Origin of the sequence: Aeromonas sp. BIGb0445 (assembly GCF_024809075.1) — a bacterium.
Lineage (GTDB): Bacteria > Pseudomonadota > Gammaproteobacteria > Enterobacterales > Aeromonadaceae > Aeromonas > Aeromonas rivuli.
The window spans coordinates 84,525-102,432 of sequence record NZ_JANUES010000002.1 but is presented as its reverse complement, the minus strand read 5'-3'; the positions used below and the strand labels follow the sequence as shown (position 1 = coordinate 102,432).

Sequence of the window (17,908 nt, the reverse complement as noted above, 5' to 3'; positions counted from 1 at the left end):
AAAACATGTATTTTGAAATAAAATTTCTTTTGTTCTTTTGTTACACATGATCCAGATCAAGCTTTGCTGACATGAGACGGCCCTATAATCGATGGCGAAAGCAGTTCAGTAAGGCTTGTAAATACCCCATAGTGGTCAGGCTCTCCTTGACACGGTGTCTATAATTGCCGGGCATTGCCAAGGTCTTACTAAACAGTTTTCAAATCATCAGGAGATAAACATGGCAGTAACCAATTTGGCTGAACTGGATGCACTGGTTGCTCGCGTCAAAGAAGCGCAGCGTCAATTCGCCAGCTTCTCGCAAGAGCAAGTTGATGCAGTGTTCCGCGCCGCCGCCCTGGCCGCCAGCAACGCCCGTATCCCCCTGGCCCAGATGGCCGTGGCAGAGTCCGGTATGGGTATCATCGAAGACAAGGTTATCAAGAACCACTTCGCCTCCGAATACATCTATAACGCGTATAAAGATGAGAAGACCTGCGGCATCCTGAGTCAGGATGACGAGATGGGCACCATGATCATCGCCGAGCCGGTAGGCATCATCTGCGGCATAGTGCCGACCACCAACCCGACCGCTACCGCGATCTTTAAAGCCCTGATCTCGCTCAAGACTCGCAACGCCATCATCTTCTCCCCGCACCCCCGCGCCAAGAACTCCACCAATACCGCCGCCAAGCTGGTACTGGATGCAGCCATTGCCGCCGGTGCACCGAAAGACATCATCGGCTGGATTGATCAACCTTCCGTCGAGCTGTCCAACGCGCTGATGAAGCACAACGACATCAACCTGATCCTGGCCACCGGTGGCCCGGGCATGGTGAAAGCGGCTTACTCCTCAGGCAAGCCTGCCATCGGTGTCGGTGCGGGTAACGTGCCTATCGTCATCGACGAAACCGCCGATGTGAAGCGCGCCGTCGCCTCCATCCTGATGTCCAAGACCTTCGACAACGGTGTGGTCTGCGCCTCCGAGCAAGCGGTCATCGTGGTTGACTCCATCTACAACCAGGTGAAAGAGCGTTTCTCCAGCCACGATGGCTACATCCTCTCCAAAGATGAAGCTGACAAGGTACGTAAGGTGCTGCTGATCAACGGCGCTCTGAACGCGGATATCGTCGGCCAGCCGGCCACCAAGATCGCGGCCATGGCTGGCGTGACTGTGCCTGCCACCACCAAGATCCTCATCGGTGAAGGTCTGGAACTGTGCGCCGAGGATGAGTTCGCTCACGAGAAGCTCTCCCCGACACTGGGTATGTTCCGTGCCAAGAACTTCGAAGACGCCGTTGATATGGCCTGTGACATGGTCAACATCGGTGGTATCGGCCACACCTCCGGCCTGTACACCGACCAGGATCGCAACGCCGACCGCATCAGATACTTTGGCGACAAGATGAAGACCGCCCGTATCCTGATCAACACCCCCTCCACCCAGGGTGGTATCGGTGACCTGTACAACTTCGCTCTTGCTCCTTCCCTGACCCTGGGTTGCGGCTCCTGGAGTGGTAACTCCATCTCCGAGAACGTCGGTCCCAAGCACCTGATCAACAAGAAGACAGTCGCAAAACGGGCAGAAAATATGCTGTGGCACAAACTTCCGAAATCCATCTATTTCCGTCGTGGCTCCCTGCCGATCGCCCTCGGTGATCTGGAAGGCAAGAAGCGTGCAATGGTGGTCACCGACCGTTTCCTGTTCAACAACGGCTATGCCGACGACGTGGTTCGTCTGCTCAAGAAGCTGAACATGGAAGTGGAAGTCTTCTACGAAGTAGAAGCCGACCCGACCCTGTCCATCGTCCGCAAGGGCGCCGAGATGGCCAACTCCTTCAAGCCGGACGTTATCCTGGCGCTGGGTGGTGGTTCACCGATGGATGCGGCCAAGATCATGTGGGTCATGTACGAGCACCCGGACACTGCGTTCGAAGATCTCGCCATGCGCTTCATGGACATCCGCAAGCGTATCTACAAGTTCCCGAAAATGGGCGTGAAGGCCGAACTGGTCTGTATCACCACCACTTCCGGTACCGGCTCTGAAGTCACCCCGTTTGCGGTAGTCACCGACGACGCCACCGGCATGAAGTACCCGCTGGCCGACTACGAGCTGACCCCGAACATGGCCATCGTCGATGCCAACCTGGTCATGAACATGCCCAAGTCCCTGTGCGCCTTCGGTGGTGTGGATGCGGTCACTCACGCCATGGAAGCCTACGTTTCCGTACTGGCCAACGAGTACTCCGATGGCCAGGCGCTGCAAGCGCTGAAACTGCTCAAAGAGTACCTGCCGTCCAGCTACCAGAACGGTGCCAACGACCCGGTTGCCCGCGAGAAGGTGCACAATGCTGCGACCATCGCCGGTATCGCGTTCGCCAACGCCTTCCTGGGTGTCTGCCACTCCATGGCGCACAAGCTGGGTGCCGAGTTCCACATCCCGCACGGCTTGGCCAACGCCCTGCTGATCAGCAACGTGATCCGCTACAACGCCAACGACAACCCGACCAAGCAGACCGCGTTCTCCCAGTACGATCGTCCGCAGGCTCGTCGTCGTTACGCCGAAATCGCCGATCACCTGGGTCTGACCAACAGCAGTGACCGCACCGCGGCCAAGATAGAGAAACTGCTGGCCTGGCTGGACGAGTTGAAAGCCACCCTGGGCATCCCGGCCTCCATCCGTGAAGCCGGTGTGAACGAAGCCGACTTCCTGGCCAAGGTTGACCAGCTGGCCCTGGAAGCCTTCGATGACCAGTGCACCGGCGCCAACCCGCGCTACCCGCTGATCACCGAGCTCAAAGCCATACTGATGGATACCTACTACGGCCGTCCTTTCAGCGAGGAAGTCCGGGTTGCTGCCAAGGTGGAAGCCAAAGTCGACGCCAAGGTTGATAGCAAGAAGAAAGCCAAAGCCTGATAAGTCAGAGCGATAACAAGAGCCCGCGCACATGCGCGGGCTTTTTTATTTGTCTATCTGCTTAATTTTGCTAGCTTGTTGGTAGGCTTTTTGGCGAACAGGTGTTGCGTATGGCACTGATGCAGGCATCTATCGAGCAGTTGCGGATCGGCCACTATGTCCACCTGCCCGTGGGCTGGCAGCAACACCCCTTCCTGTTCAACGCTTTCAAGATCAAAGATCAGCAGCAGCTCGATATCATACGCCACCTGGATCTCGCCCTGCTCACCGTAGACACCGACAAGAGTGACCTGCCGCTGGCCCCCTTGCTGCAAGGTGACGACCCCGTCGAATTACCCCCTGCCGGGCACTCCCCTGCCCCGAGTCACGCCACTGAGACGGCACTCTTCGATGACAAAGCCTGGCGCCGATCCCTGCGCAGTGCCGACAAGGCATTTGGCCAATCCATGTCGGATTTGCGTGAAGCACTCGGAGCCCTCAATTTGAAACCCGATGAGGGGCTGGCCAATGTCGCCCAGCTGGTGCGCAATGTGGCCGCCCGCCTGCGTGAACATCAGGGCCCCCTCGGCCTGCATCTGATCCGCAGTGTCCACAGCGACATCCTGCTACAGCACAGCCTCAACATTGCCTTTATTGCCATGTTGATGGCCCGCGAGCTGGAGATGGATCCCCTGGCGATCGAGGAGGTGGGATTGGCGGGTCTGGTGCATGATATCGGCGAACTGAGAGTGCCCAGCCAGATCAGCCAGAAACGGGGCGAACTGACTCGTTCTGAACAAAATTACCTGAATATGCACCCTCAATACGGGCTGGAAATGCTCAATCAGTGGCAGGCATTCGAACCCAGGATCCGTCAGGTTGCCCATCTTCATCATGAACGACTCGATGGCAGTGGCTTCCCCCTCGGCATCAAGGGCGGCGAGATCCCGCCACTGGCGCGCCTCATCGGTCTGGTGGATTATTTTGATGAACTGCTTCACCCCAGGGGGACGAGTCAGCCAATCGCCCCCAATCAGGCCATCAGCCAGCTCTACAAGCTCTCTCAGAAGAAATTCGAGCAACCCTTGGTCAAGCTGCTTATCAAACTGCTCGGCGTCTATCCCCCCGGATCTCTGGTGCAGCTGTCGGATGGTGCCCTGGCCCTGGTTGTCAGCACTGAGCCTACCCAACCCTTGAAGCCCAAGATCCTGCCCTATGCCAAGGGGCAGCGCAGCGAGGGGGTTCCCCTCATCGATCTGCGCGAAGATGAACGCACTATCATCGCCTCGCTCAAACCGGAGGAACTGGACGATGCCCAGCGCCACTTCTTCAATCCGGGCCGACGCTTTTGTTACTACTTTGCATTTTGAGTTATCCCCAGAAGCTGGGGATAACTCATTGGACAAACTTGAATAATCGACTGAAAACCCACAAAACGGTTGTCGACTGAGGATGGATGAAAAACGCCCAGTCTCACGACTGGGCGGAGCATGCCACCTCCATGTGGCACATCCTGCGGATGCATTCATGCTCCCCTCCTGAATATCAATTGTTTTTCATTTACACAAATATCAATTTAACGTACTGATTTTATATAGTTTTTATTTTATGTTCTGGCAGAATGCCGCCCCAGGCACCAACAGAGTCGCCACAGAACAAGATCCCGATCACAGTTGCGGGGGGATGGTCATCCACTGACCCCCTAGCAATGAGGAACGTTTTTTATGCAATTGGTCCTCTCACTGCTGCAGCAGATGAGCGTCTTCCTGGTCATCGCCTACCTCTTTTCCAAGACGCCACTGTTTCGGCCGCTGACGCATTTCTCGGTGCGCCTGCCCCACAAGGTGCTCATTTATGTGCTCTTTTCCGGTTTCTGCATCCTGGGCACCTATGTGGGCCTGGACATCGATGATGCCATCGCCAACACCCGCGCCGTGGGGGCCGTGCTTGGCGGTCTGCTCGGCGGCCCCCTGGTTGGCCTGCTGGTCGGACTGACCGGTGGCCTGCACCGCTACAGCATGGGCGGTTTTACCGATCTGGCCTGCGCCATCTCCACCACCTGCGAGGGGCTGCTCGGCGGCCTGCTGCACTGGCGCCTGGTGCGGGCGGGTCGAACCGATGCGCTGTTCGAGCCCAGAACCGCCTTCTTCGTCACTCTGGTGGCCGAAGTGATGCAGATGGTGATCATCTTGCTGGTCGCCGCCCCCTTCGATAAGGCACTGCTGCTGGTGCGCACCATCGCCACCCCCATGATCCTGGCCAACTCCTGCGGCGCGGCCCTGTTCATCAGCATGATCCGCGATCAACAGCAGATGTATGAGAAGTTCTCCCGGGTCTTCTCGGCCAAGGCGCTGACCATCGCCAACCGCACCGTCGGCATCATGAGCCAGGGGTTCACGGTGGAAGCGAGCGACAAGATTGCTCATATCATCAAGGAAGAGACCGGGGTCGGCGCCGTGGCCATCACGGACACTCACCAGATCCTGGCGTTTATCGGCATAGGGGAAGATCACCACAAGCCGGGTACCCCTATCACCTCGCGCCTCACTCAGCAGGCCATCAGTGAGAACCGGGTGCTGTTTGCCGATGGCAACAGCCAACCCTATCGCTGCAGCATCTCCCCCCAGTGCGAGCTCGGCTCGGTGCTGGTGATCCCCCTGCAGGGGGACATGGGGGTGATTGGCACCATCAAGCTCTACGAGCCCAAGACCCGATTGTTTCTCAAGATCAATCACACCCTGGGCGAGGGGATCGCCAATCTGCTCTCCCAGCAGCTGCTCAGCGGTCGACTGGAGCAACAACAGCGCCTGCTGATGCAGTCAGAGCTCAAGTTGGTACAGGCCCAGATCAATCCCCACTTCCTGTTCAACACCCTCAACACCATAGGGGCCATCACCCGCCGCAACCCGGAGCGGGCCCGGGAGCTGCTATTGCACCTGTCGCGCTTCTTTCGCAACAACCTCAAGCGCCAGAGCGATCTGGCCACCCTGCAAGAGGAGCAAGAGCACTGCCAGTCCTATCTGGAGATAGAGCTGGCCCGCTTCGGCGACAGATTGACGGTCATCAACGAGATCCCCGAGCATCTGGCCCAGCTGCGTCTGCCGAGCTTCACCCTGCAGCCCCTCATCGAGAATGCCATCAAGCATGGGATCTCCACCCTGCTGGGCGAGGGGCGATTGCGATTGCTGGCCCAGGAGCATGAGGGGTGCGTGACCATCAGCGTCGAGGACAACGCCGGTTGCTGGCAACCGGGAGCCAATGGCGATGGGTTAGGCATCTCCATTGTCGACAAGCGCCTCAAGAGCGCCTTCGGCCCGCAATATGGCATCAGCATTCACTGTGAACCCGAGCACTGGACCCGGGTCTCGTTCACCTTGCCCAGGGATACCCCATGAACCCGCCTTGCGCCCCGGTCTCCACCCGTCCCACACAGAGCCCTTTGTCCCAGGAGAGAAGATGATCCGCGTTCTCATCGTCGACGATGAACCCTATGCCCGCGACGAGCTGGCCCTGCTGCTTGGTCAGGATGATGACATCGTTCTCCTGGGGCAGGCGGCTAACGCCATAGAGGCGCTCGGCCTGATCAACAGCCTCAAACCTGACGTGGTCTTCCTCGATATTCAGATGCCCAAACTCAGCGGCATGGAGCTGGTCGCCATGCTCGATCCCCTGCCCCGCATCGTCTTCGTCACCGCCTATGACGACTATGCCATTCAGGCCTTCGAAGAGCAGGCCTTCGACTATCTGCTCAAACCGGTCGAACCCGCCCGACTGCACAAGACCCTGGCTCGGCTCAAGCAGGATATGACGCCGCAACCCATGGCGACCCTGGCACCGGCCATCCACCATATTCCCGGCTATCTCCATAACCGGGTGAGACTGTTGCCCATGGCGCAGGTGGAGTACGCCTTCTCGGATCTGGGCGGGGTGCATGTGGCCTGTCAGGGGGAGTTGTTTCACACCCAGCTCACCCTCAAATCCCTGGAGGAGAAGAGTCCGCTGCTGCGCTGCCATCGCCAGTACCTGATCCACCCTGCCGCCATCTTCGAAATCGCCCTGCTCGATAACCAGCTGGCCGAGATAGTCACCCAGAGCGGCGCCCGGGTGCCGATCAGCCGCCGCTACCTCAAGGAGCTGAAAGACCAGTTCGGTCTCAGCTAACCGCCCTCCTCCAGCATGCCAGGGCGCCTTGACCAAGGACCCCTGCCAGGCCCCTTGCCATGCAAGCCGGGCCTCCAGCAGGCCTGGCCCATCGGGCATCAAGCGTGAACCGGATCACAATCCTTCGCCGCTCGGGACGCCAAGACGCCGCTCAGGTTCTTTCCCATGAGTTTCACCGCCCGGCCACCTAGACTCCTCAGCGCACACCACAATAACAAGCAATGGAGCGTTACAATGGTCTGGTTCTTCCTCTGTGTCGGCCTGCTCGTCGCCGGCTATTTCACTTACGGTAAAATCATCGAACGGATTTTCGGCCCCAAACCCGAGCTGAAAACCCCGGCCATCACCATGGCCGATGGGGTGGACTATGTCCCCATGTCCGACAAGAAGATTTACCTGGTTCAGCTGCTCAACATCGCCGGGGTCGGTCCCATCTTCGGCCCCATACTCGGCGCCCTCTATGGCCCGGTCGCCATGCTGTGGATCGTATTTGGCTGCATCTTCGCCGGTGCGGTGCACGACTACTTCTCCGGCATGCTGTCGGTGCGCGCCAAGGGCGCCTCTGTCCCGACCGTGGTCGGTGAGCACCTGGGCACGGTCGCCAAGCACTTCATGAACCTGTTTGCCGTCATCTTGCTGATGCTGGTCGGCGTGGTGTTCGTACTGAGCCCGGCCGGTCTGCTCTCCAGCCTGACTCACATCGAGATGGTCTACTGGATCGCGGCCATTTTTGCTTACTACATCCTCGCGACCATAGTCCCCATCGACAAGATCATCGGTCGCTTCTACCCCATCTTCGGCGCCCTGCTGGTGTTCATGTCGGTCGGCCTGGTGATCGGCCTCATGGTATCGGGCAAAGGGTTCTACAACACAGGGATGGACTTCTCCAACCTGCACCCCACCGACTTGCCGCTCTGGCCGCTGCTGTTCATCACCATCGCCTGCGGTGCCGTCTCGGGTTTCCACGCCACCCAGTCCCCACTGATGGCGCGCTGCATGCAAAATGAGAAGTCCGGTCGCTTCATCTTCTACGGCGCCATGATAGGCGAAGGTGTCATCGCGCTGATCTGGTGCACCCTGGGGCTCTCCTTCTACGAGAGCACGGATGCCCTGAACGCAACCCTGGCCAATGGCGGCCCCTCTGCCGTGGTCCACGAGGTCTCCACTGGCCTGCTCGGCACCGTCGGCGGCATCCTCGCCATCCTCGGCGTGGTGATCCTGCCCATCACCTCCGGCGATACCGCGTTTCGCAGTGCCCGCCTGATAGTGGCGGACTTCCTCAACATGACCCAGAAGCCCATCGTCAAGCGCCTGCTGATTGCCATCCCCATGTTTGTGCTGGGTTACATCATCTCCAAGGCAGAGTTCGGGGTGATCTGGCGCTACTTCGGCTGGGCCAACCAGACCACCGCGGTGATCATGCTGTGGGCTGCCGCCGCCTACCTCGCCAAGGAGGGCAAGCTGCACTGGATTTGCACCATACCGGCCATGTTCATGACCGCCGTGGTCATCACTTACCTGGCCAATGCCCCCATCGGCTTTGGCATGGAGATGCAGATCTCGACCATCATCGGCTTGGTGGCTACTGCCCTGCTGACCCTGGCCTTCCTGGTCAAGTTCAGGCCAACCGATGCGAGCGAGACCGCCAGTGAAATCAAGGAGATCTGACCGCCCTCCCGCGCTGAAATAGCAAAAGGCCCGGCATCGCTGCCGGGCCTTTTCATTTGTCAGGTCATCAGACGCAGACCCCTGACTCAATTGCCAGGTGCCTGATCCTTGGGCGCTTCGGCCGGGGCCTGGTACCACTGCTCCTTGGCCACCAGCACTGCCTGATCCGGCTGGGCAATGAAGTTGGGGGACATGATCTGTACCCCGAACTCGTTGAACACATCCTGGATATGGCCATGGAGCTCGGTCTTGACCACCGCGGGCAACAACCCCGCCTTCATGCGCACCTGCAGCTCGTATTCCACATACCAATCCTGCAGATTGAGCTGACGCACCAGGGGGGCCTCGTCCTGATTGAGCCGCTCACAGCGCCGGGCGGCCAGTTCCAGCATGGCATGCACCTGACGCCAGGGGGTGTCATAGCCGATGGTCACCTTGGTGAGCAGGGCCACTCCCTTCTCGCCGGCGAGGCGGGTGAGATTGACCACCTTGCCGCCCACGACCACGGCGTTGGGCAGGGTAACCTCGTGATCCTGGCGCGTCACCAGCTTGGTGGACAGGGCACTGAGCTCGGTCACCATGCCTTCCACCTCGCCAATCTGTACCAGATCGCCGGGACGCAGGGCCCGCGAGTAGATGAGCACCAGACCACTCATGGCGTGGTTCATGATCCCCGCCGAGCCCAGGGTCACCATCAGGCCGAAGAAGACACTCACCCCCTTGAAGGCATCCGAATTGGCGCCGGGCAGATAGGGGTAGGCCACCGTCAGGGCAAACAACCAGATCACCACGGAGAGCAGGCGACGGGTCGCCCCCACCGTCTCGGCATGCAGCCCCTGCATCCGTAGCTGACCACGTTCGATGCGATCAAAGATGATGCCCAGCATACGTATGAAGAGCCGGGTCATGACGAAGATGAGCAACACTGTCACCAGCCCCGGCATGGCGGCCATGATGCCCTCCAGCATGTCGACGCACAGGATAAACAGCGAGCTGCCCAGCCGATCGCTCCAGGCCCTGGTTTGAGGGAAGAGCCCCAATACGTAGGTGAGCCAGCCGTAGGTCACCATGAACACCAGCAGCAGCGTCACCAGCCCCAGTAGTCGCACCTCGACATTGCCCGCCACCTGGCGCCACTGGTGAGGGATCAACCCCTTTTGCAGCAACAGTCGATTGGCGAGCCACTTTCTGACTCGACGATGGATCCATTGCAGGCCCCATATAAGGCCGAAGAAAACCAGGCTGGCCAGCACAGCCTTGCCGGTAGCCTTGAGCAGATAAGACGTGGAGTGCAGCTCCAGATACTTGAGTCGCACCTCTTCCAATCGCCCCCGCACGCGATCGGCCGCTTGATCCAGGGTTAGCTCATCGAGATCGTCCAGATCCTTGTCCACCAGCACCAGGACTCGTTTGCCGTTGGCCATGAACTCCCGCGTCTCATAGCCGAGCCGCTGGCTCGCGACGACGGTAATGGGGGTCTGCAAGTCATCGGCACTCATGGTGTCGAGGCGTTCATGCACCCGACGCACCCGATCCGCACCGTCCAGGCTACCAAATTTGGCCTGAAACATGACGATAGGTTCATGGAGCAGCACCAGGGTCCGGGCCAGCTCCTGCTCGGTGGGCTCTCGCCTCGGCTCTGCCGCCCAGCCCACTCTTGCCAAGAGCAGGCAAGTCAACAGCAGACCGGTCAACCACAAACTCATGTTGCACAGTTTTTTCATCGCGCCCTCATTTCCCTGTTTCTCACAGATCCGGATCAATTTCTTGTTTGATTTTACAGAAAAAAAACTCTTTTGCGTGATTAATAACCGGCCAATGAACCTAGGCTGTACCAGAAGATGGACGCCTCTATTGCACACTTGCACTGAGGTAATATGCTGTCATCATGTGCCGCTGAACACTGCGGATACGAGATGAAAGTGTCAGCTCGAAATTTATATGGGAGAAATTGAGGATGCTTGATTACATTGCCTTGGGGATCTTGGTATTCGTCGTCTTGGTCATGTTCTATGGAGTTATCGTCATTCACGATATTCCGTATGAAATTGCCAAACATCGCAATCACCCCCATCAAGATGCCATTCACGTGGCCGGTTGGGTCAGTCTGTTTACATTGCACGTACTTTGGCCTTTCCTGTGGATCTGGGCCACTATCTATCGCCCCGATCGTGGCTGGGGGTTCAGTCAACGTCTGCAACAGGACGAAGATGATCTTTCTACCATCAAGCAAGAGCTTGCCGCTTTGCAAGCCCGTATGGCCACGCTCGAACAGCCCAAAAAATAGGTAATATTTCATGGACTTGCTACTGATCCTTACTTATACCGCTCTCTGTATCGGTATCTTCAAGCTCTTCAAGATCCCCCTCAACAAGTGGACTGTGCCGACGGCCGTGCTGGGCGGGGTTTTCATCATCGGGGCGCTCATCGTACTGATGAACTACAACCACCCCTATTCAGAGCTGGCACGCAACTATTACGTCTCCACCCCCATGGTACCGCTGGTCAAGGGCCGCGTCACCGAGGTGCCAGTCCAACCGAATCAGCAGGTCAAGAAAGGAGATGTGCTGTTTCGTATCGACGCAGAGCCATTCCAGGAGAGGGTTGCCAGCCTGACCGCCAGGCTCGCCTCCAACACAGATTTCCTCAGAGCCCTCAGTGCCAGACTGCGCTCCGCCAGTCTGGATCGCGATCGCGCTCAGGAGCTGATGCGCCGTGGCATCGGCAAACAACGGGATCTCGACGTCACCCAGGCCAACGTGGACGATATCGTCGCCCAGATTGATCAACAAAAGGCAGCGCTGGATGACCTCAAGGCCCAGCTAAACATCGCCAAATACGATCTGGAGCAGACAGTGGTCTATGCCCCAAGCGATGGCCATATCGTGCAACTGGCGTTGCGCCCCGGCATGATCGCCGCCCCCTTCATGTATCGACCCGTGATGACCTTCATCCATGAAGATGCCAACTCCTATGTCGGCTGGTTCTGGCAGAACAGCATGCAGCGCCTGAAGGCAGGGGACGAGGCTGAAGTGGTGCTGGACGGCATCCCAGGCAAGATCTTCAAAGCCAAGGTGCAGTCCGTGATCCCCGCCATGGCGCCGGGTAACATTCAGGCTCAGGCGGGCCTCATCGACCAGACCACGGCGCAGCTGCCGGGTCGCCTGCCCATCGTCCTCGAGATCACCGATCCCGAGTGGGCCAAGTATCAGGTAATCGCCGGCTCCAGTGGCCAGGCCGCCATCTACACCGAACATGTCCACCATGTGGCCATCATGCGTAAAATTCTGATGCGCATGGGTAGCTGGCTCAACTACCTGTTCCCCTTCCATTGATCACCCCAAGCGGGCCAGTCTGACTGGCCCGCTGTCGTTTGTGCCCAGCCCTTCCCCTCCCTATAATGCCCGCCAGCCCTTTTTATCAGTCAGCTTCCCCATCATGTTCGTGCTCAGGCCCTATCAGACAGAGGCGGTCAACGCCGTCATCCAGCATTTTCGCAAGCACCCGGATCCCGCCGTGGTGGTGCTGCCCACCGGGGCTGGCAAGAGTCTGGTGATCGCAGAACTCGCCCGCAAAGCCCGTGGCCGGGTGCTGGTGCTGGCCCACGTCAAGGAACTGGTGGAACAGAATCACGGCAAATATGAGGCCTGGGGGCTCAAGGCCGATATCTTCGCCGCCGGGCTGGATCGCAAGGAGGCCAAGGCCCAGGTGGTGTTTGGCTCTGTGCAGTCTGTGGCACGCAATCTGGCCGCCTTCGATCCCGTTTCACCAGTGGTAGCCACCTCGGTAGACACCATCACTGCCACGGGCAGCTTCTCCCTGCTCATCATCGACGAGTGCCATCGGGTTTCACTGGATGAGGAGAGCCAATACCATCAGGTGATCGACCATCTTAAAATCGCCAATCCATCCCTCAAGATCCTCGGGCTCACCGCCACCCCCTACCGACTGGGGCTGGGCTGGATCTACCGGCGCCATTATCACGGCATGGTGAAGAGCCACGGCGAACGGCTGTTTGGCGACTGCGTGTTCGAGCTGCCGCTGCGCTACATGGTGAAACACGGTTATCTCACGCCGCCCCGATTAGTTGATGCCCCCATAGTCCACTACGACTTCAGCAAGTTGATTCCCAAGGGCAATGGCCTGTTCAGCGAGGCGGACCTCAATGGCGAGCTCAAGCGCCAGCAGCGGGTCACCCCCCACATCATCAGCCAGGTGCTGGAGTACGCAGTCGATCGCCAGGGGGTGATGGTCTTCGCCGCCACCGTCGAGCATGCCCGCGAGATCCAGGGCCTGCTCGTCGCCAAGGAGCAGCACGCCGCCCTCATCACCGGCGAGACCCCGGGCCCTGAGCGCGATGCCCTCATCAGCGCCTTCAAAGGGCGGGAGATCAAGTTTCTGGTCAACGTCTCCGTGCTCACCACAGGTTTCGATGCTCCCCATGTCGATCTCATCGTGATGCTGCGCCCCACCGAGTCTGTCTCGCTCTACCAGCAGATCGTCGGCCGTGGCCTGCGCCTCTCGCCGGGCAAGACGGATTGCCTGGTACTCGACTACGCGGGCAACAACTTCAACCTGTTCGCCCCCGAGGTGGGGGAGCCCAGGCCCCATGCCGGCACCGAACCCGTGCAAGTACCCTGCCCGGCCTGTGGTTTTGCCAACACCTTCTGGGGCAAGACCGATGAGGATGGCAAGGTGATTGAACACTATGGCCGGCGCTGCCAGGGATTCTTCGAGGATGACGATGGCGCGCGGGAAGAGTGCGACTACCGCTTTCGCGCCAAGATTTGTCCTGGCTGTGGCAGTGAAAACGACATCGCTGCCCGCCGCTGCCAGCGCTGCGATCAGCTGCTGGTCGACCCGGATGACAAGCTTAAGGAAGCCCTCAATCTCAAGGACTGCATGGTGATCCGCGCCGCCGGGCTGACCCTGGCTGCCGGCCGCGGCAAACAGGGGGAGCGGCTGGAGGTGACCTATCACGATGAGGATGGTTTGACCCTGATGGAGTATTTTTCTTTCCACAGCCCAGGGGCGCGACGCTTGTTTCAACGGGCCTTTGTGCGTCATCATTGGCGCGCTCCGGGCCTGGAGCCCGAATTTGCCACCCTGGATAGCGTCCTTGCGGCACAGGCCCAGTTCCGTCATCCCGATTTCGTCATCGCCCGCAAGTCAGGGCGCTTCTGGCAGGTGAAAGAGAAGATTTTTGATTATGAGGGGCGGTATCGCACTGCCGACACCCTCGGCTAACGTCGCAGCCTGACTGACAGGTGACAGCGACCATGCTCGATGATGAGGCGCCGCACCGCCAACCCTTGGCTAAGGTCGGAACCCGGCTGATGGGTAAAAGAGACGATTTTTCTATTCTGAGGGGCGACAGCGCACCGCCGGCCCCTCGGCTAACACAGAGGTTTTTATGCAGCGGCTTTTGACAGGTTTTTGTGCTTTCGTTTCCCTGGCGGCTCTGGCTGCCCCGCTGACCCCGCCCCAGGGCGGTCAATATGCCGTGATAGTGCAGGGCAACAATGGCGTCGAGTACGCTCGCCACGCCGATGACATGATAGCCCCCGCCTCCACCATGAAGGTACTCACCGCCCTGGCTGCCCGACTCGAGCTCGGCGCCGATTTTCGCTTCGCCACCGATATCCAGGTCAAGCCGGGTGCTAAGCAGGGCGATCTCATCAATGGCGATCTCTGGATCAACTTCGTGGGCGATCCCACCCTGTCGCGGATGGACCTGCTCGCCCTCTTCAAGCAGCTTGGCGTCACGCGCATCAAGGGCAATGTCCACGTCAATACCGGCGCCTACAACGGCTATGAACGCGGTAATGGCTGGTCCTGGGGGGATCAGACCCTCTGCTTCGCCGCCCCCGTCTCTGCGGTCATCATCGACAAGAACTGTGCCTATGGCACCGTCAGCGCCACCCAGATAGGCCGCCCCGCCAGCGGCCATGTGGCCACCGGGGTACCCATCAGCATCAGCGCCGACAACGTGGAGGTGATGAGCTATGGGGACATGGCACGCCAGTTCTGCGCCCTGGAAGTCGACATGGCCAAGGGCAATCATTACGAACTCAAGGGCTGTATCACCCCGAACAAGGAGCCTCAAGGGCTACGTTTTGCCATCCACGACGTGGAGGCCTGGGGCTGGGACAACATTCGCTGGGCCATGGACAGAGCCGGGGTCAAGCATGACGGTCTGCTGCGCGTGACCCACAAGGCGCCTGAGGGTGCCGAGACGCTGGCAACCCACTATTCCGCCCCGCTGCCGGTGATGCTGGCCAAGATGCTGAAGAAATCCGACAACACCTATGCCGATACCTTCCTCAAGACCGTGGGTCGCCACTACTACAACAAGCCGGGCAGTTATCGCAGCGGCACCATGGCGGTCCGCGCCATCCTGACCAAGCAGGGCATCGATCTGGGCAATGCCACCCTGGCCGATGGCTCGGGTCTCTCCGCCCATAACCTCATCAGTGCCCGCCAGATGCTGTCTGTGCTGAACTTTATCCAGCGCAATGATGCCCAGCTGGGCTTTATCAAGTTACTGCCCAGCTCCCAGGTTGACGGCACCCTGGCGTGGCGACGCAGCGTCACCGCCCCCATGATGAAAAACAAGGTGCACGCCAAGACGGGCACCATCACAGGCACCTCCAACCTGGCCGGTTTCATCGATACCGCCGGGGGACAGCGCAAGGCGTTCGTGGTGTTCCAGCGTGGCCTCTCCCAGGATCCCGCCACCCATGAGCGCTACCGTGCCAGCAAGGCGCCCTGGCCATGGACCGTCTTTGAGAAAGGCATACTCGAAGGTATCTACCAGCAGCAGCCGCTCCAGATCGTCGATCGCCCGTGACTGGGCGCGATGCCGGCAGGGCCTGTGCCATCGAACAAGGCGAATGCAGGCATCGACAATTTCCACTTTGACTGACCCAGGGGCACCGCTATGCTGTGCCCTGTCCCATATCAACGCCCTCGTATCATCGGAGAGAGAAGATGTTTGTAGAAATTTATGGTCGTCCCGGTTGCCCCTACTGCGTGCGCGCCAAGATGCTGGCCGAGCAGTTGCGTGAGGAACGCGATGATTTTGACTTCAAATACGTGGATATCCAGGTAGCAGGACTCACCAAGGATGACTTGGCCGCCAAGGCGGGTAAACCCGTCACCACAGTGCCGCAAATCTTCCTGGACGAGCAGCACATCGGTGGCTGCACCGATTTCGAAGCCTATGCCAGAGCCAATCTGGGCCTCGATCAGTAAACCCATAGAAATACCAAAAAGGCGCCCCGAGGCGCCTTTTTCATGTTCATGGCCGATCATTCCCCGGCTTGACTCGCCACCCTGGCGAATCGGCTCACGGCCTGTCCTTGATCCTCGGCGCTCCCCATGAACATGGCGAGGGGGCGAGCGTACACCACGCCATCCTGCTCGGATTGATAGATCACCAGCTGCTCCCGGGTCTCGCTGTGCCAAGCCAGGGTGAGCACCCGATAGTAGCCGCCCTTGAAGTGACGATAACGGCCTGGCTCGGGTAACTGGGGTTGCATGTCCGCTGTCATCTTATTCTCCTCAATGGTGCCATCGGTGGGCACTTCGCCGCACTGACCTGAACACCGACCCACTCTGCGGCCAACCAGGCCCCCAAACGATACTTTTTTACGCAAGCTAATCGTGCCACAAGCGGGTGGTAATTCAATACAGTAAGGGTTGATATACCACTACCACCCCATCTTTCACTGGAAATCCGCATCATCAGCAAACGAAAACACTAAAAATAACAACTTGGCAACCCTGTTTTAGCGGTCATAAACAGGGAATTATTCTAAAAAGAGGATTGTTCTGGCATTCAATTCTGTGAAGAATAGGGACAAAGAAATTTGATTCTAAGCATGCCTTTTCGCCAACGCGCTCCAGGGGATTTCAGTCACTATGCTCACCATCGACAAGTCGCACAAGCTCGACGATGTCTGTTACGACATTCGCGGCCCTGTGCATAAAGAGGCTCGCCGTCTCGAAGACGAAGGCCACCGCATCATCAAGCTCAACATCGGCAACCTGGCCCCCTTCGGTTTCGAGGCCCCGGAGGAACTCATCAAGGATGTGATCCTCAACATGCCCCAGAGCCAGGGCTACTGCGACTCCAAGGGACTCTTCTCCGCCCGCAAAGCGGTGATGCAGTACTACCAGCAAAAAGGGATGCGCAAGATCGATATCGATGACATCTACATCGGTAACGGTGCGAGCGAACTCATCGTCATGGCCATGCAGGCGCTGCTCAACAACGGCGACGAGATGCTGGTGCCCTCCCCCGACTATCCGCTGTGGACCGCCGCCATCACTCTCTCCGGCGGCCATGCGGTGCACTACCGCTGTGATGAAGGGGCCGACTGGTATCCGGATCTCGATGACATCCGCGCTCGCATCACCCCGCGCACCCGCGGCCTGGTGCTGATCAACCCCAACAACCCGACCGGCGCCGTCTACGGCAGCGAATTCCAGTTGGAGTTGATCGAGATAGCCCGTCAACACAACCTCATCATCTTCGCCGACGAGATCTACGACAAGATCCTCTACGACGACATCTCCCATACCAGCGTCTGCACCCAGTGCGACGATGTGATGGTGGTGACCTTCAATGGCCTCTCCAAGGCCTACCGCGCCTGCGGTTTCCGCCAGGGCTGGATGGTCCTCACCGGCCCCAAGGGCCGTGCCAAGGGCTACATAGAGGGGCTGGAGATGCTGGCCTCCATGCGCCTGTGCTCCAACGTGCCCATGCAGCATGCCATCCAGGCGGCGCTCGGTGGCTACCAGAGCATCAATGAGCTGATCCTGCCGGGCGGGCGGCTGCGTCGCCAGCGAGACAAAGCCTGGGAACTGATCAACGACATCCCCGGGGTCTCCTGCGTCAAACCCAAGGGGGCGCTCTACCTGTTCCCGCGCCTCGACCCCAAGGTGTACGACATTCGCGACGATCAGAAGATGGTGTTCGACCTGCTGCAGCAAGAGAAGCTGCTGCTGGTGCAGGGGACCGGCTTCAACTGGCCTGCCCCGGATCACTTCCGCCTGGCCTTCCTGCCACGGGAAGAGGAGCTGGAAGAGGCCATTGGTCGCCTCGCCCGTTTCTTGAAGGGTTACAAGCAGTAAGTCGCTGATTGACATGTAGAAAAGAGGCTCCCACGGGAGCCTCTTTCATGGATGCAATGGGCCGGG

Annotated in this window: 13 protein-coding genes; 11 read left to right on the top strand and 2 right to left on the bottom strand. The window is 59.1% G+C overall.

All coding sequences use genetic code 11. The features are described from left to right. The first annotated feature begins 220 nt into the window (after window positions 1-220). The 5 genes from adhE (at window position 221) to M2367_RS04165 (ending at window position 8,704) form a co-directional block, all read left to right on the top strand. Window positions 221-2,896 carry a bifunctional acetaldehyde-CoA/alcohol dehydrogenase gene (gene adhE / locus M2367_RS04185; RefSeq protein WP_259235901.1) on the top strand — a complete coding sequence of 892 codons (2,676 nt, stop codon included), beginning with the start codon at window positions 221-223 and terminating at the stop codon, window positions 2,894-2,896. Between the two features lie 110 nt (window positions 2,897-3,006). Then, window positions 3,007-4,245: an HD-GYP domain-containing protein gene (locus M2367_RS04180; protein WP_259235900.1), complete on the top strand. Its 1,239-nt coding sequence runs from the start codon at window positions 3,007-3,009 to the stop codon at window positions 4,243-4,245. A 354-nt stretch (window positions 4,246-4,599) separates the two neighbouring features. After that, complete coding sequence (locus M2367_RS04175; RefSeq protein ID WP_259235899.1) at window positions 4,600-6,270, top strand: sensor histidine kinase; 1,671 nt, start codon at window positions 4,600-4,602, stop codon at window positions 6,268-6,270. A gap of 61 nt (window positions 6,271-6,331) precedes the next feature. Continuing rightward, window positions 6,332-7,036 (top strand): two-component system response regulator BtsR, encoded by a 705-nt coding sequence (gene btsR / locus M2367_RS04170; protein ID WP_259235898.1) that lies wholly within the window; start codon window positions 6,332-6,334, stop codon window positions 7,034-7,036. 234 nt (window positions 7,037-7,270) lie between these two features. Continuing rightward, on the top strand, window positions 7,271-8,704 hold the full coding sequence (locus tag M2367_RS04165; protein WP_042042219.1) for a carbon starvation protein A: 1,434 nt from the start codon (window positions 7,271-7,273) through the stop codon (window positions 8,702-8,704). A gap of 86 nt (window positions 8,705-8,790) precedes the next feature. Here the strand turns inward: M2367_RS04165 and M2367_RS04160 are convergent, their stop codons facing one another. Then, window positions 8,791-10,428 (bottom strand): mechanosensitive ion channel family protein, encoded by a 1,638-nt coding sequence (locus M2367_RS04160; protein WP_259235897.1) that lies wholly within the window; start codon window positions 10,426-10,428, stop codon window positions 8,791-8,793. Window positions 10,429-10,661: 233 nt separating this feature from the next. Here M2367_RS04160 and M2367_RS04155 point away from each other — a divergent pair, with 233 nt between their 5' ends. The 5 genes from M2367_RS04155 to M2367_RS04135 all read left to right on the top strand — a co-directional run bounded on the left by M2367_RS04155 (window position 10,662) and on the right by M2367_RS04135 (window position 15,958). Further along, window positions 10,662-10,991 (top strand): DUF3302 domain-containing protein, encoded by a 330-nt coding sequence (locus M2367_RS04155; protein ID WP_084218196.1) that lies wholly within the window; start codon window positions 10,662-10,664, stop codon window positions 10,989-10,991. 10 nt (window positions 10,992-11,001) lie between these two features. Further along, window positions 11,002-12,039 (top strand): HlyD family secretion protein, encoded by a 1,038-nt coding sequence (locus M2367_RS04150; RefSeq protein WP_259235896.1) that lies wholly within the window; start codon window positions 11,002-11,004, stop codon window positions 12,037-12,039. Window positions 12,040-12,142: 103 nt separating this feature from the next. Continuing rightward, on the top strand, window positions 12,143-13,951 hold the full coding sequence (locus tag M2367_RS04145) for a DEAD/DEAH box helicase (protein WP_259235895.1): 1,809 nt from the start codon (window positions 12,143-12,145) through the stop codon (window positions 13,949-13,951). A 166-nt stretch (window positions 13,952-14,117) separates the two neighbouring features. Next, window positions 14,118-15,554, top strand: coding sequence for a D-alanyl-D-alanine carboxypeptidase/D-alanyl-D-alanine-endopeptidase (gene dacB, locus M2367_RS04140; RefSeq protein ID WP_042042224.1), 1,437 nt, complete (start codon window positions 14,118-14,120; stop codon window positions 15,552-15,554). A 140-nt stretch (window positions 15,555-15,694) separates the two neighbouring features. Continuing rightward, on the top strand, window positions 15,695-15,958 hold the full coding sequence (locus tag M2367_RS04135; protein ID WP_042042225.1) for a GrxA family glutaredoxin: 264 nt from the start codon (window positions 15,695-15,697) through the stop codon (window positions 15,956-15,958). Between the two features lie 56 nt (window positions 15,959-16,014). On the opposite strand, the gene M2367_RS04130 is transcribed toward M2367_RS04135, so the two are convergent. Then, complete coding sequence (locus M2367_RS04130) at window positions 16,015-16,257, bottom strand: DUF1653 domain-containing protein (RefSeq protein WP_259235894.1); 243 nt, start codon at window positions 16,255-16,257, stop codon at window positions 16,015-16,017. A 370-nt stretch (window positions 16,258-16,627) separates the two neighbouring features. On the opposite strand from M2367_RS04130, the gene M2367_RS04125 reads away from it, so the two are divergent. Beyond that, complete coding sequence (locus M2367_RS04125; protein ID WP_042042226.1) at window positions 16,628-17,842, top strand: pyridoxal phosphate-dependent aminotransferase; 1,215 nt, start codon at window positions 16,628-16,630, stop codon at window positions 17,840-17,842. Window positions 17,843-17,908: the final 66 nt, after the last annotated feature.

Coding starts and splice junctions, on each gene's coding strand:
- M2367_RS04130 (WP_259235894.1), bottom strand. CDS start 16,257: ATGACAGCGGACATGCAACCCCAGTTACCCGAGCCAGGCCGTTATCGT.
- btsR (WP_259235898.1), top strand. CDS start 6,332: ATGATCCGCGTTCTCATCGTCGACGATGAACCCTATGCCCGCGACGAG.
- M2367_RS04135 (WP_042042225.1), top strand. CDS start 15,695: ATGTTTGTAGAAATTTATGGTCGTCCCGGTTGCCCCTACTGCGTGCGC.
- M2367_RS04155 (WP_084218196.1), top strand. CDS start 10,662: ATGCTTGATTACATTGCCTTGGGGATCTTGGTATTCGTCGTCTTGGTC.
- dacB (WP_042042224.1), top strand. CDS start 14,118: ATGCAGCGGCTTTTGACAGGTTTTTGTGCTTTCGTTTCCCTGGCGGCT.
- adhE (WP_259235901.1), top strand. CDS start 221: ATGGCAGTAACCAATTTGGCTGAACTGGATGCACTGGTTGCTCGCGTC.
- M2367_RS04180 (WP_259235900.1), top strand. CDS start 3,007: ATGGCACTGATGCAGGCATCTATCGAGCAGTTGCGGATCGGCCACTAT.
- M2367_RS04175 (WP_259235899.1), top strand. CDS start 4,600: ATGCAATTGGTCCTCTCACTGCTGCAGCAGATGAGCGTCTTCCTGGTC.
- M2367_RS04165 (WP_042042219.1), top strand. CDS start 7,271: ATGGTCTGGTTCTTCCTCTGTGTCGGCCTGCTCGTCGCCGGCTATTTC.
- M2367_RS04160 (WP_259235897.1), bottom strand. CDS start 10,428: ATGAAAAAACTGTGCAACATGAGTTTGTGGTTGACCGGTCTGCTGTTG.
- M2367_RS04125 (WP_042042226.1), top strand. CDS start 16,628: ATGCTCACCATCGACAAGTCGCACAAGCTCGACGATGTCTGTTACGAC.
- M2367_RS04150 (WP_259235896.1), top strand. CDS start 11,002: ATGGACTTGCTACTGATCCTTACTTATACCGCTCTCTGTATCGGTATC.
- M2367_RS04145 (WP_259235895.1), top strand. CDS start 12,143: ATGTTCGTGCTCAGGCCCTATCAGACAGAGGCGGTCAACGCCGTCATC.